The following is a 13,122-nucleotide window of genomic DNA, read 5'->3' as shown; positions in this document are numbered from 1 at the left end:
GCATCATGAACCGAGGCACCACCCGACGCACCGTTCTCACGGGAGCGGCAGCACTCGGCGCGGCCGCCGCGCTGCCCCTGACCCCGGCCACGGGTACGGCACACGCCGCGGAAGCCGCCGACGGCGCCGCCGCGCTCCGCGCCCGCTGGCACACCCTGCTCACCGGCGGCCCCGGACTCGACCTCACGGACTCGCAGATCGCGGCGACGGTGGCCCGGATCGGCAAAGCCGCGACCTCCTCCGCCAAGGGCCTCGACCCGACCCGACCCGACGGTCTGTTCCCCGATCTGACCAGCACCACGCTCTCCAACCACGTCACCACGTCGTTCAAGCGCCTCGCCACGGTCGCGACCGCGTGGGCCGTCCCCGGCACCCCGCAGTTCGGCGACCCCGCACTGCGTGATCTGCTTCTGGCCGGCATCGACTGGATGCTGACGAACCGCTACGGCCCCGGGCACACCAGGTTCGACAACGACTGGGACTGGGAGATCGGCTCCCCGCTCGCCCTCAACGACGCGACCGTCCTGCTGTACGACGCGCTCGGAACGGAACGGCTGACCCGCATCAACACAGCAGTCCGGCACTACACGCCCGACCCCAATCTGTGGCGGGCCGACCGGCAGATCGCGACCGGTGCCAACCGGGTGTGGATCTCCACCGTCGTCGCTGTCAACGCGGTGCTGCGCGACAACGGCGACGATCTCCTCCGCGTCCGTGACGCCCTGTCGGACGTCGAGGGTTCGGGCGCCAACAGTGTGCTGGCGTTCAACGACACCAGCGCCGCCGCGGAGGGCACCGGCGAGGGGTTCTACTCCGACGGCTCGTTCCTCCAGCACTACAAGCACCCGTACAACGGTGGCTACGGCAAGGAACTCCTGAGCAACCTCTCCCGGCTGCTGAACCTGCTCGCCGGTACGGCATGGACGGTCACCGACCCCGATCTCGACAACGTCCGGCACTGGGTCGACGACGGTTTCGACCCGCTCATCGCCCGCGGCGATGTCATGGCGTCCGTCTGCGGGCGCGAGATCGCCCGCCCCAGCAAGCAGGGGCATGTCTCGGCGCAGACGGTGATCGAGGCGGTGGTGCGACTGATTCCGAGCTTTCCGGGAGAGACCGCCGACCGGTTCACCGCCCTGGTCAAGCAGTGGATCGCCGAGGACACCTACCGGGACTTCCTCGCCGCTACCGACCTGGCGACGCTCGTCGCCGCCCGGCAGATCATCGCCTCGCCCGTCCCGGCGCGCGGCCCGCTGGTCGCACACAAGCAGCACCCGCGGATGGACAAGGCGGCCCACCACCGGCCCTCGTTCGCACTCGGTATCTCGGCGTACTCGACGAGGATCTACAACTACGAGTCCATCCAGAACGAGAACCTGCACGCCTGGCACCTCTCCGACGGCATGGTCCTGCTCTACACCGACGATCTCGGGCACTACAGCGAGGACTACTGGCCGACCGTCGACCCGACCCGGCTGCCCGGCACCACCGTCCTCGCCGGCCGTCCCGCCGACGCGGCCGGCCAGCGCACCACCAGCACGGCCGACTGGGCGGGCGGTGCCGCGCTGCCCGGAACGACGCTCGGTGCGTACGGGATGGAGCTGCGCGCGTTCGGGAGTTCGCTGCGCGGCCTCAAGAGCTGGTTCTGCCTGGACGACGTGATCGCCTGCGTCGGCTCCGGCATCACCGCCGACGCGGGCACCGCCGAGACAGTCGTGGAGAACCGGAAGCTGCGTGACCCGCGGGCGGCGCTCCTCGTCAACGGCACGGCCGTACCTGCCGACGGCGGCTGGTCTGACCGGCTCGACCGGGTCCGCTGGCTGCATCTCGCCGGAACCGGCGGCTACATCTTCCCCAAGCCCGCACAGGTCAACGGCGTGCGCGAGGACCGCACCGCGACCTGGCGCGAGATCAACCTCAAGTACGGCACCGACACCCCTGTCACCCGCCCGTATCTGACTCTGTGGCAGGACCACGGAACCGCGCCGGACGGAGCCGGTTACTTCTGGCTTCAGGCGCCCGCCGCATCCGCCGAACGCACCAGGCTGTGGTCGGCCGCGCCACCGGTGAAGCTGGTCGCCGACTCCACAGCCGTGCACGCAGTACGCCGCTGCGCGGACGGCCTGTTCGCGGCGAACTTCTGGACCGCGGGCACCGCACAGGACCTCACCTCGGACGGACCGGCGTCGGTGCTGGTGCGGCCCGAGGGGAAGACGGTCACGGTGTCGCTGTCCGATCCCACCCAGCTCAGGTCCGCTGTCGTGCTGGATCTCGACCGGCGCGGCCTCACCGTCGTCTCCGCCGATCCCGGCGTGAGCGCCGTGCCCACCGCCCGGGGCACCCGGATCACGGCGGACACCACTGAACTCCACGGTGCAACCCTCACCCTCACCTTGAAGAGGAGCTAAGTCCTTGTTGTTCGACATGCCCCTGGAGCGGCTGCGCGAGTACCGGCCGGAGCCGGAGGAGCCCGCGGACTTCGACGCGTTCTGGGCGAAGACGCTCACCGAGACCGGCCGCCACGGCCTGGACGCCGAGTTCGTCCCGTACGACGCCGGGTTCGCGACCGTCGACGTGTTCGACGTGACGTTCCGCGGCTGGGGCGGGCAGCCGGTGAAGGCGTGGCTGATGCTGCCGCGCGTCCGCTCGGGCCCGCTGCCCGCGGTGGTGCAGTACATCGGCTACAACGGCGGCCGGGGCATCCCGTACTCCTGGCTGACCTGGAGCTCCCTCGGCTACGCGCATCTGGTCATGGACAACCGGGGACAGGGCGGCGGTGGCAAGAACACCGCGGACACCCCGGACATCGGACCCGATGGCCACGGCTCCTCGTCCCCGGGCTTCCTCACCCGCGGCATCGAGGATCCGTACCGGCACTACTACCGGCGGCTGATCACCGACGCGGTGCGGGCCGTCGACGCGGCCAAGGCCCATGAGGCCGTCGACGCGTCGCGGGTCGCGGTGCTGGGCGGCAGCCAGGGTGGCGGGCTCGCCCTCGCCGTCGCCGGACTGCGGGACGACGTGATGGCGGTTGTCGCCGATGTGCCGTTCCTCTGCCACTACCGGCGCGCCTCGCAGATCACGGACGCGGGCCCGTACGCGGAGATCGCCCGCTGGCTGTCCGGGCACCGCTTCCGGATCGACGAGGCGATGGAGACGCTGTCCTACTTCGACGGGGTCAACTTCGCGGCACGGGCGACCGCTCCGGCGTGGTTCTCGGTCGGGCTGATGGACAAGATCTGCCCGTCGTCCACGGTGTTCGCCGCCTACCACCGCTATGCGGGTCCGGCCGAGATCGAGGTGTTCACGTACAACGGACACGAGGGCGGCGCGGAATACGACCTGCCGCGCAAGCTCGGCGCACTGCGCGGCGTCCTCGGTCCGTAGGCACGGGAGCGGGTCACCGGCCCAGCGCCGCCATCGCGGCGTTGTGGCCGGGGACCCCGCTGACCCCGCCGCCGCGCACCGCGCCCGCCCCGCACAGGAAGACGTTGGCGTGCTCCGTCTCGACACCCCACCGGCCGGTGGACTCCGTGGCGAACGGGAAGGCGAGGTCCCGGTGGAAGATATGGCCGCCGGGCAGCCGCAGATCCTGTTCGAGATCGAGCGGGGTCTTCGCCTCGATGCACGGTTCGCCGCTCCCGTCGACGGCCAGACAGTCGGCGATCGGCTCCTCGAGATGCGCGTCGAGTTCGGCGAGCGTGGCCTTGAGGAGGGCGGCGCGCGTCGCCTCGTTGTCCGCGGCGAAGAGCCGGGCGGGCGTGTGAAGACCGAAGAGGGTGAGGGTCTGGTAGCCGCGCGCGGCGAGGTCGGGACCGAGGATCGACGGGTCGGTCAGCGAGTGGCAGTAGATCTCCGACGGCGGGGCCGTGGGCAGCCGGCCCGCAGCCGCGTCCCGGTAGGCGTCGGCCAACTGCCCGTACCCCTCGGCGATGTGGAACGTCCCGGCGAACGCCTGGCGAGGGTCGACGGAGTGGTCACGCAGCCGGGGCAGCCGGCGCAGCAGCATGTTCACCTTCAGCTGGGCGCCCTCGGCAGGAGCCGGCGGTTCGTCGCCGAGAAGTGCGGCCAGGGCCTGCGGCGAGGCGTTCACGAGGACCCGGCGTGCGGCGACCGTCCACTCGCCCTCGGCCGTGCCGACGGTGACCTCGGCCCGTGTCCCGTCGGTCTCGATCCGGGTGGCCTCGTGGTGGACCCGGATCTCGGCCCCCGCCGTCCGGGCAGCCTGCGCGAGGGCGTCGGTGAGCGCGCCCATGCCGCCGACGGGGACGTCCCAGTCGCCCGTGCCGCCGCCGATCACGTGGTAGAGGAAACAGCGGTTCTGGAGCAGCGACGGGTCGTGCGCGTCGGCGAAGGTACCGATCAGTGCGTCGGTGAGCACGACGCCGCGCACGAGATCGTCGGTGAAGTTCTCCTCGACGGCCGCACCGATCGGCTCCTCGAAGAGCATGCGCCACGCGTCCGCGTCCCCGATCCGGTCGCGGAGCGCGTCCCGGGCGGGCAGCGGTTCGGTGAGGGTCGGGAAGACCCTCTCGGCGACCTGCCGCGTCATGCCGTAGAAGCGCTGCCAGGCCTCGTACTCGCGCTCCCCGCCGGTGAGGGCGGCGAAGGACTCCCGGGTGCGGTCCCCGCCGACGAGCAGTCCGGTGGCTCGCCCGCCACGGAGGGTCGGGGTGTACGAGGAGACGGTCCGCTTCCGTACGGCGAAGTCCAGACCCAGGTCGCGGACGATCTTCTGCGGCAGCAGGGACACCAGATAGGAGTAGCGCGACAGCCGTGCGTCGATCCCGTCGAAGGGACGGGTCGAGACGGCCGCTCCCCCGGTGGTCCCGAGGCGTTCGAGGACCAGGACGGACTGTCCTGCGCCGGCGAGGTAGGCGGCGGCGACCAGACCGTTGTGGCCGCCGCCCACGATCACTGCGTCATAGGTGTCAGGTGCGGGCATGGCCCTTGGTAGCACAGGATGATCGCCACTGGCCAGAGGCGGTGGCCCAGGGAGTCCACCGTCAGTGCGGGGGCACGCCCCGCTGCCGGCGCAGCGCCGCGACCCTGCGGTACAGCTCGACGGCCTCGGTGCCCCGGCCGAGCTGTTCGAGGCAGTGCGCCTCGTCGTTGCGGCTGGCGAGCGCGTCGGGGTGATCGGCTCCGAGGACGTGTTCGCGGGCCTCGGCAACCGCCCGGTAGACGGTGAGGGCTTCGGCCCAGCGGCCGAGCCAGCCGAGGCCGACGGCGACCTCGCGGCGGCTGATGAGGGTGTCGGGGTGGTCGGGGCCCAGGGCCTGTTCCCGCATGACGCACACGTCGCGTGCTTCGGCGAGGGCTTCCTCCCAGCGGGCCAGCCGCCCCAGGTTCACACCGAGGCCGTGGCGGGCCCGGAGCGTCTCGGGGTCGGCGGGGCCGTTCACCCGGGTCCGGTCGTCGACGAGGGCGCGGTAGAGCTCCAGGGCCTCCGCGCTGCGGCCGAGTCTGCCGAGACTGATGCCGACCTCGTAGCGGGCCGAGAGCGTATCGGGGTGGTCGGCGCCGAGGGTTCGCGCGCGCCCCTGAGCGACTTCCCGGTAGGTCTGCAGCGCATCCGTCCAGCGCCCCAACCGGCCGAGGGTGTACGCGACCTCATAAAGCGTGACCAGAGTGTCGGGGTGGCTCGCGCCGAGCGACCGGCTGCGGGCGTGCGCCACGTCGCGGGACATCCGGTACGAGTCCTCCAGCCGCCCGAGCCTGCCCAGGTTGAACGCGAGGTTGTGGCGGCAGCGGAGGGTGTCGGGGTGGTCGGGGCCCATCGACCTTTCCCTGGAGGCGAGCACCGCGGCGTACACCTGGTGCGCTTCGAAGTGACGGCCGAGCTGGCCGAGCACGTATGCCATCTCCTGCCGGGCGGCGAGGGTCTCCGGGTGGTCGGGGCCGAGAGTGCGTTCGCGGCCCTGGGCGACGCGCCCGAATTCGCGCAGCGCGTCGGCGGCGCGCCCCGTGCGGCTGAGGGTGAACCCCACCTCGTACCGGCTGGAGAGGGTGTCGGGGTGGTCGGGGCCGAGGGCGTGCTCGCGTTCGGCGGCGACCGCGCGGTGCACCTCGCCCGCCTCCTCCCAGTGGCCGAGCCGGCCCAGGTTGAGGCCCGCGCTGTGCCGGTTGGCGAGAGTCGAGAGGAGCTCCGGGGAGGGGGTGGGCCGCTCGGGCCGGGCGGGCGGCGGCCCCGCGGTCAGGGCCCTCAGGTCGGTGCCGGTGGTCCACTCGCCGGTCAGGCCCGCGGAGTGGTCGGGCGGGGCGAGACCGAGTTGCATGGCGCCGGACGCCTTGTGTCCGGTGGTCATGCCCCGGGTCCAGGACGGCAGCCGGGGTTCGCCGTCGGGCGGGCGCTGTCCCGGGCGTACGACGGGGACCGGCGGGGCGAGCCGGACACGTCCCGACGGCCGCGGGGGTCCGGACGCCGGAAGATGCCGCTGTTCGCCGGTGCGTCCGACGGCGATCCGCTGCAGCAGGTCGCCCGCGTCTGCGGGCCGCTCCTCCGGGGTCTTCGCCAGCAGCTCCAGGACGACGCGATCGAAGAAGCCGGGGAGTTCGGCGCGGTGGGTGCGGAGTGGTTCGGGCTGGGTGTCGCGGTGTCCGACGAGGACGGCCCAGGCGTCGTCGAGGTCGAAGGGTGGAACCCCTGTGGCGATCTCGTAGAGGACGCAGCCCAGTGAGTAGAGGTCGCTTCGGTGGTCGACCTGGCCACCGCTGATCTGCTCGGGCGACATGTAGTGCGGGGTGCCCATGGCGATGCCCGTACCGGTCAGGCGGGAGGTGAAGCCGATGTCGTGCCCGAGCCGGGCGATGCCGAAGTCGCAGATCTTCACCGTGCCGTCGGCCAGCCGCATGATGTTGGCGGGCTTGAGGTCGCGGTGCACGATGCCCTGCTGATGGGTGTAGCCCAGGGCGTCGGCAACCTGCTCGGCGATGTCGACGACGTCCGGGACCGGCAGCGGATTCTGCTTGTTGTCCTCCAGGAGCTGGCTGAGGTTGCGGCCGTCGAGGAGCTCCATCACCAGGTAGAGGACCCCTTCGTACTCTCCGAAGTCATGGACGACGGTGACACCGCGGTGCTGGAGGGCGGCGGCCACCCGTGCCTCTCGACGGAACCGTTCGCGCAGGATCCGGGTGAACGACTGGTCGTGCTGGGGCCCCGTCGGCTTGAGGCATTTGACGGCCACGTGGCGGCCCAGCGACTCGTCGCGGGCGCGCCACACCTCGCCCATGCCCCCGCGCCCGATCAGATCGAGCAGCCGGTACCGGCTCTGGATCAGCCTGGTGTCCGCCATCGCGTGCTGTCGCCCCCGTCGCTTCGCCTACTGCTGCGCCCTCCCCGGCCCGTCCAGTATGGCTGCCGGGCTGCGGAGTTTGGAGGGGGTGGGGCGGCTGCCGGGACCGAGTCGTTCCATCGCCTTCACAATGTGGCGGGGCGGAAGTTGCCAGCGCAGCCGTGAGGGAATGCAGCGCAGGGCGGCGCCGGTGGCGCGCAGCCGCCGGTCGACGGCGTGCGGGGGCGGCGCGGCCCTCCCGTAGAGTTCATGGGCGTAAGGGGGAAGTGACTGGTAGGCGAGTGCTGCGACGCGCCGCCAGAGCAGTTCGCGCGCCGGTACCAACAGGGCGTGGGCGGGCGGTCGGCGGAGGAACGAGTCGACGTCGAACGCCTCGGCTCCTGCGGCGAGTTCGGGGCGCACCCGGTCGAAGTAGGCGGCGAGCTGGGCGGTGGTCGCGGGTACGTCGTCGGGATCGAGGCCCACCAGGCGGGCGCTGGTGCGGTGTTCGTCGATGTAATTGTCGGCCTGGGCGGCGCTGAGCCGCCGGCCGGAGCGGAGCTGCACCTGGAGGTAGGAGTCGACCTCGGCGCAGTGCACCCAGAGCAGCAGCTCCGGTTCGTCGACGCCGTACGTCTCGCCGGTCGCCGGGTCGGTGGCCTTGAGCAGCCGATGGATCCGGCGGACGCGGGCGCCCGCCTTCTCGGCGGCTTCGGTGGTGCCGTAGGTGATGGTGCCGACGAAGCCTGCGGTGCGCATCAGCCGCCCCCAGGCGTCCTTGCGGAAATCGGAGTTCTGCATGACGCCCCGGACGGCGCGCGGGTGCAACGCCTGGAGGTAGAGGGCACGCACCCCGGCGATCCACATCATCGGGTCGCCGTGCAACTGCCAGGTGACGGAATCGGGACCGAAGAGCCCCGGGTCGGCTTCCACCATCACTGCTCGTACCTCCCGCTCGGCCGTGTACGTACGTATGGCGTTTGCACCCACAGGATGCGCTGTGACCGGGCTGATGCTCCAGGCCCCGCTCCGGCTCGGTCACACCCCGGCGACGGCCGCGACGCCGACCCGGCCGCCGTCGAGTACGGTTCCGTGGTCGAACGCCGCGTCGTCGGCGCCAGGTGACCGCCGCCCGCGCGAGGGCATCGGGGCTGCCGACCCGGCCGGCCGGAGTGCCCTTCCTCATGGTGTCGCCCGGATGCGCCTCGGTCTCGTCCGGGGCGCGCGTGCGCACCACGCCGGGCTCGTCTAAGGCATGGGGCCGAGGTTGCCTTCGAGAACGGTCTGGATGATCCGGGGCCGGTCCCAGAGGGCCAGGATTTCGTTGGCGATGGCCACGACGGCCAGGGGGTCCTCGTTGCCGTTCACGTTGATGGCGGCGGCCGACAGGCTGCGCGGGACGGCTTGCGCGTCGAGCCCTGTCGGCCGATGCGTCCCGCCACCCGGATGGACGGGGCAGTTCGCTCCTTCGCGCCGCTGTCCCTCAGAAGCCGCAGCACGGGCTCCCAGGTCGCGAAGTCGTGCACCGAGGGCAAGTGAGAATCCTGATCAGCCATGCGCAGACCGTACGCGGGGCCACTGACACCGAAGGCCGCCGGGCCTCGCGGCGCTACGGGCCGGCAGCGGTGCTCGGCGAGGCAGGCGCATTCCGGGGATGGCGGGCCCCGTCCTCATCCGAGTGAGAAGTCAGGGTCGGCTCGCCGGTTCCTCCTCGGCCAGCCTGAGCAGGCACTGGCGGAACCAGCGGTGTCCGGGATCGCGGTCGGTCCGCTTGGTCCAGGCCATGATCTCGGTGATGGGCTGGAGCTGCGGGATCGGCGGCTCGAGCAGGCGGATCCCCGCAGCTTCTCCGATCTTGCGCGCGAGTCGCTCATGGACCAGCGTGATCAGCCTCGTGCCGCTCAGCAGGAACGGCGCCATGCCGAACCCGGCGGTGATCTCGGTGTTGCGCGGCACACCGAGGAAGTCGAGCTGCATCTCCGACAGACCGCGCAGATGTCCCGAGGACGCGGCCAGGAACGGAAGGGTCGTGAACTGCTCCAGGGTGATCTCGTCGCCCACGTCGGGATGATCCTTGTCGACAGCGACCACATAGCGGTCCTGGAAGAGCACCCGGTGCGGGAACTGCTCGTGCTCCTCGAAGGCTTCCCTCGGCATGACCAGCAAGTCCGCCCGATGTCCGCGGAGTTGGTCGGCGAAGTCGTCGCCGGTCGGGAAGATGTTCAGCCGGATACCGGGCGCCTCGACGGACAGGCGGGCGATGAGCGGCTGAAGGAACGTCATCGTCAGGTAGTCGTTGGCGATCACCGAGAAGGTCCGCCGGGCCGTGGCCGGGTCGAACGCCTCGCGCTGGGAGAGCACGATCTCGATGCCGGTGAGGAGCTCGCGCACCGGACCGGCGAGCGACTCGGCCAGCGGCGTGGCGACGAGACCGCGCCCCTCCCTGGTCAGGAGCGGATCGTTGAAGAGCTTCCGCAGCCGGGACAGCGTCGACGACATCGCCGACTGCCCGATCGAGAGTCGATTCGCCGCACGGGTGACGCTTCGCTCGATCATGAGCATGTCGAAGGCGACAAGCAGGTTCAGGTCAACGCGCCGAAGGTCCACGGCGCCACATTAATTGATTTCATCAATGCCGAGCATCGTCAGGAATTGTTTGTGCGCGGTGATTGGCATCACTACGTTCACATGAACGACGCGTGAACGCGCATTTCGTCACCGCTGTCGCCGCCACTCGATGAGGAGAGAACGTGACGAAGCCTCTGATCACCCACCTACGCCATGTGGCGCTCGCGGCCCCCGACCTCGACCGCCAGTTGGCCTTCTACCGCGACCTCTGGGGCCTCGCCCCCGTCGATTCCGACACCGGCGTGCATTTCCTGGCCGCCGAAGGGTCCCCCGAGCAGTACATCGTGCGCCTGCGGAAGGACGACCAGAAGCGACTCGACCTGGTCTCGTTCGGGGCCGGCTCCCCGACGGACGTCGACACCCTCGCGGCGCAGCTGACCCAGCAGCGCGTCCGGATCATCCACGATCCGCGGAAGCTCGACACTCCCGGCGCCGGCTACGGTTTCCGGTTCTTCGACTGCGACGGACGCGTGGTCGAGGTCTCCTCGGACGTCGCCACCCGGGACTTCCGGGCGATCGGGGCCCGTGAGTCGATCCCTGTCCGTCTCTCGCATTTCGTGGTCAACTCCGACAACCCGGCGGCGACTGTCGACTGGTACGTCAAGCACCTCGGTTTCAAGCTCTCCGACACCCTGTGCCTCGGCGAACGCGGGGACTTCATGTGGTTCCTGCGCTGCAACGACTGGCACCACTCCTTCGCCGTTGCCCGTGGTCCACACGTCGCGGTCCACCACATCTCCTTCGAGATGCGCGGGATCGACGAGTACATGCGCGGCACCGGCCGGATGCTTCGTGAGGGCGTCCAGCAGATCTGGGGCCCCGGCCGTCACAGGGCCGGCGACAACACCTACTCCTACTTCCTGGACCGGGTCGGGAACTGCGTCGAGTACACCACCGAGCTCGAGACCGTCGACTGGGACCGGCACCACCCGTCCGTGTACGACGTCACGAAGCCCGACTTCATCGACCAGTGGGGCACCGCGAACCAGATGAACGAGTTCGTGGCCAAGCAGCAGTTCAACGACCCCGACCGCGGCGTGTTCGTCGCGCCCCCGCTCTGAACCCTCCCGTGAACAGGAAGTCAACGATGACTCTCACGAATGAACCCCCGTCGTCGGCGCCCTTCTCCACTCCGCTGGGCGTGCTGCTCGACCGTGTCGAGCAGGACATGCGGGAGGATCTCGTCCCGGCCGAGATCTTCAACAACGACGACGTCTTCAGGGCCGAGATGGAGCGGATCTTCACCAGAACCTGGGTCTTCGTCGCCCACGAGAGCGAGATCCCCGAGGCCGGTGACTTCGTCCAGCGCAGAATCGGGCTCGACCCCGTCATCGTGACCCGCGACGGCAAGGGCGGCATCAACGTGCTGTCCAACTACTGCCGTCATCGTGGCACCCAGGTGTGCCAGACCGACGCGGGCAACTCGCGCTTCTTCACCTGTCCTTACCACGGCTGGACCTACGCCAACGACGGACGGCTGGTCGGGACGCCGCTGATGCACCGCGCGTACGGCGAGCCTCTCGACCCGAATCAGTGGAGCCTCAAGCGCGCCCCGAAGGTCGAGAACCGCAAAGGCTTCATCTTCGCCTCGCTGTCCGAGGAGGTGCCCCCGCTGGAGGAGTGGCTCGGCGGCGGTGCCTGGATGCTCGACCTGATCACCCACCTTCACCCCGACGGCATGCGCGTGGCAGGTCCTCCCGAGCGGTACATGGTCAACGGCGACTGGAAGACGGCCGGTGAGAACTTCGCCGGCGACGTCTACCACCTGCCGACCCTGCACTTCAGCGTCCAAGAGGTCGACATGCTCCAGGGTGTCCAGGGCACCTGCGAGATCGGCCGGACCTACGAGTTCGAGAACGGACACACCTTCATCGGCCACGCCTGGACCCGAGCGATCCACCCGGGCTTCACGCTGTGGGGCTACCCGGACGAGTACAAGGCGCAGTTCGACCTCAGTGGCCTGGACGAGACCCAGCGCTTCGTGGTCGACCACGAGCCTCCCACCGTGGGGACCATCTTCCCCAACCTCAGCTTCATCCGGATCTTCTCCCCGCTCCCGGACGGACCGCCGGCCGTCATGACCAGCTTCCGTCAGTGGCAGCCCGTCGCACCGGGCAGGCTCGAGCTGTGGAACTGGCAGTTCGTGTGGAACTTCCAGGACGAGGAGTCCGCGCTGCGCGACTACGTCGGCGGCCAGTACTGCTTCGGGTCGGCCGGGCTCTACGAACAGGACGACACCGTCGCCTGGGAGGGCGTACAGCGTGCGGCCGCGAGCCCGTGGATGCGCAAGGAAGGGCTGAAGTTCAACTATCAGCAGGGCCACAACTCGCCCGTCGACGACGCTCCGGACCCGGGCTGGAGGGGACCGGGCATCCACCGCAACACCGGTTACGGCGAGCACGTGCAGTTCAACTTCCTTCGCCAGTGGCTGCGCACGATGAAGGGCCGGACCGACTCCGGTACGGGGACCACCGAAGGGACGCAGGCATGACGGCCGCCGCCGAAGCTCCGGACACCCTCGTGGTGGACCCCGCGACGTACACACGCGTGGCGCAGTTCCTCGCGCACGAGGCGCGCCTTCTGGACGAGGGACGCGAGGAGGAGTGGTTCCAACTGCTCGACGACGACCTGCTCTACACCGTGCCGTCGCGTCAGTCGACGGAGCCGCGCAGCATCGAGGTCAATCGTGCCGCGTGGCGCATCCGTGACACCAAGGCGCACGTGCGGACGCGGCTGGACCGGCAGAACACCGGTCACGCCTATTCCGAGGTGCCCCCGTCCCGCACCATGCGACTCGTCGGCAGCGTCGAGGTACGGAGGACCGCCGAGCTCGACATCGTCGAGGCCCACAGCTCGCTGCTGCTCTACCGGCAGCGGGGGATCGACGTCCACTTCGACCTGATCCCGTGCCGCCGCAACGACCGTGTCCGGCTCACGGCCGCCGGTCCTCGGCTCCTCTCCCGCGAAGTGATCCTGACCGAGACCAGCCTCAAGACCGCCAACCTGGGGGTGTTCCTGTGACCCGTGTGACCGTCGACCCCGGGCGTTGCACCGCCTATGGAATCTGCGTCGGCATCCATCCCGAAGTCTTCGCCGTTCCGCCCGGCAGCCCGGTCGCGGTCGTCACCCTCGACGTGCTGTCCGAGGACGACCTGGAAGACGTGCAGGAGGCCGTCCGGGCCTGTCCGGCGCAGGCTCTGCGCCTGATCGAGGGATGATC

Annotated in this window: 11 protein-coding genes; 7 read left to right on the top strand and 4 right to left on the bottom strand. The window is 70.2% G+C overall.

Annotated elements, in window-relative coordinates; genetic code table 11:
* Nucleotides 1-5: 5 nt before the first annotated feature.
* Nucleotides 6-2,408 carry a polysaccharide lyase 8 family protein gene (locus ACFU6I_RS04015; protein WP_384361160.1) on the top strand — a complete coding sequence of 801 codons (2,403 nt, stop codon included), beginning with the start codon at nucleotides 6-8 and terminating at the stop codon, nucleotides 2,406-2,408.
* A 4-nt stretch (nucleotides 2,409-2,412) separates the two neighbouring features.
* Entirely contained in the window at nucleotides 2,413-3,387 is a 975-nt protein-coding gene (locus ACFU6I_RS04010; RefSeq protein WP_384039089.1) for an acetylxylan esterase, read from the top strand.
* 13 nt (nucleotides 3,388-3,400) lie between these two features.
* Here the strand turns inward: ACFU6I_RS04010 and ACFU6I_RS04005 are convergent, their stop codons facing one another.
* The 3 genes from ACFU6I_RS04005 to ACFU6I_RS03995 form a co-directional block, all read right to left on the bottom strand.
* Nucleotides 3,401-4,945, bottom strand: coding sequence for a phytoene desaturase family protein (locus tag ACFU6I_RS04005; RefSeq protein WP_384361158.1), 1,545 nt, complete (start codon nucleotides 4,943-4,945; stop codon nucleotides 3,401-3,403).
* Between the two features lie 61 nt (nucleotides 4,946-5,006).
* A complete protein-coding gene (locus ACFU6I_RS04000) occupies nucleotides 5,007-7,295 on the bottom strand; it encodes a tetratricopeptide repeat protein (RefSeq protein WP_384361155.1) in 2,289 nt (762 codons plus the stop codon).
* 27 nt (nucleotides 7,296-7,322) lie between these two features.
* A complete protein-coding gene (locus tag ACFU6I_RS03995) occupies nucleotides 7,323-8,210 on the bottom strand; it encodes an oxygenase MpaB family protein (protein ID WP_384361265.1) in 888 nt (295 codons plus the stop codon).
* 64 nt (nucleotides 8,211-8,274) lie between these two features.
* Here ACFU6I_RS03995 and ACFU6I_RS03990 point away from each other — a divergent pair, with 64 nt between their 5' ends.
* Nucleotides 8,275-8,526, top strand: coding sequence for a hypothetical protein (locus tag ACFU6I_RS03990; protein ID WP_384361153.1), 252 nt, complete (start codon nucleotides 8,275-8,277; stop codon nucleotides 8,524-8,526).
* Nucleotides 8,527-8,960: 434 nt separating this feature from the next.
* Here ACFU6I_RS03990 and ACFU6I_RS03985 read toward each other — a convergent pair whose 3' ends face one another.
* Nucleotides 8,961-9,881 (bottom strand): LysR substrate-binding domain-containing protein, encoded by a 921-nt coding sequence (locus ACFU6I_RS03985; RefSeq protein WP_384039077.1) that lies wholly within the window; start codon nucleotides 9,879-9,881, stop codon nucleotides 8,961-8,963.
* 143 nt (nucleotides 9,882-10,024) lie between these two features.
* On the opposite strand from ACFU6I_RS03985, the gene ACFU6I_RS03980 reads away from it, so the two are divergent.
* From ACFU6I_RS03980 to ACFU6I_RS03965, 4 genes are read left to right on the top strand one after another with little or no spacing between them, the layout of a single operon-like run.
* A complete protein-coding gene (locus ACFU6I_RS03980) occupies nucleotides 10,025-10,963 on the top strand; it encodes a VOC family protein (RefSeq protein ID WP_384361150.1) in 939 nt (312 codons plus the stop codon).
* Between the two features lie 26 nt (nucleotides 10,964-10,989).
* A complete protein-coding gene (locus ACFU6I_RS03975; RefSeq protein WP_384361147.1) occupies nucleotides 10,990-12,393 on the top strand; it encodes a Rieske 2Fe-2S domain-containing protein in 1,404 nt (467 codons plus the stop codon).
* Nucleotides 12,390-12,923: an aromatic-ring-hydroxylating dioxygenase subunit beta gene (locus tag ACFU6I_RS03970; protein ID WP_384361144.1), complete on the top strand. Its 534-nt coding sequence runs from the start codon at nucleotides 12,390-12,392 to the stop codon at nucleotides 12,921-12,923. The genes ACFU6I_RS03975 and ACFU6I_RS03970 overlap by 4 nt, the downstream gene beginning before the upstream one ends.
* The gene (locus ACFU6I_RS03965; protein ID WP_384361141.1) at nucleotides 12,920-13,120 is read left to right on the top strand and encodes a ferredoxin; all 201 of its coding nucleotides are present in this window, start codon (nucleotides 12,920-12,922) and stop codon (nucleotides 13,118-13,120) included. The genes ACFU6I_RS03970 and ACFU6I_RS03965 overlap by 4 nt, the downstream gene beginning before the upstream one ends.
* Nucleotides 13,121-13,122: the final 2 nt, after the last annotated feature.

It is taken from the genome of Streptomyces sp. NPDC057486, assembly GCF_042802415.1.
Taxonomy (GTDB): Bacteria; Actinomycetota; Actinomycetes; order Streptomycetales; family Streptomycetaceae; genus Streptomyces; species Streptomyces yanii.
This window is presented reverse-complemented; position numbering and strand designations above follow the sequence as displayed.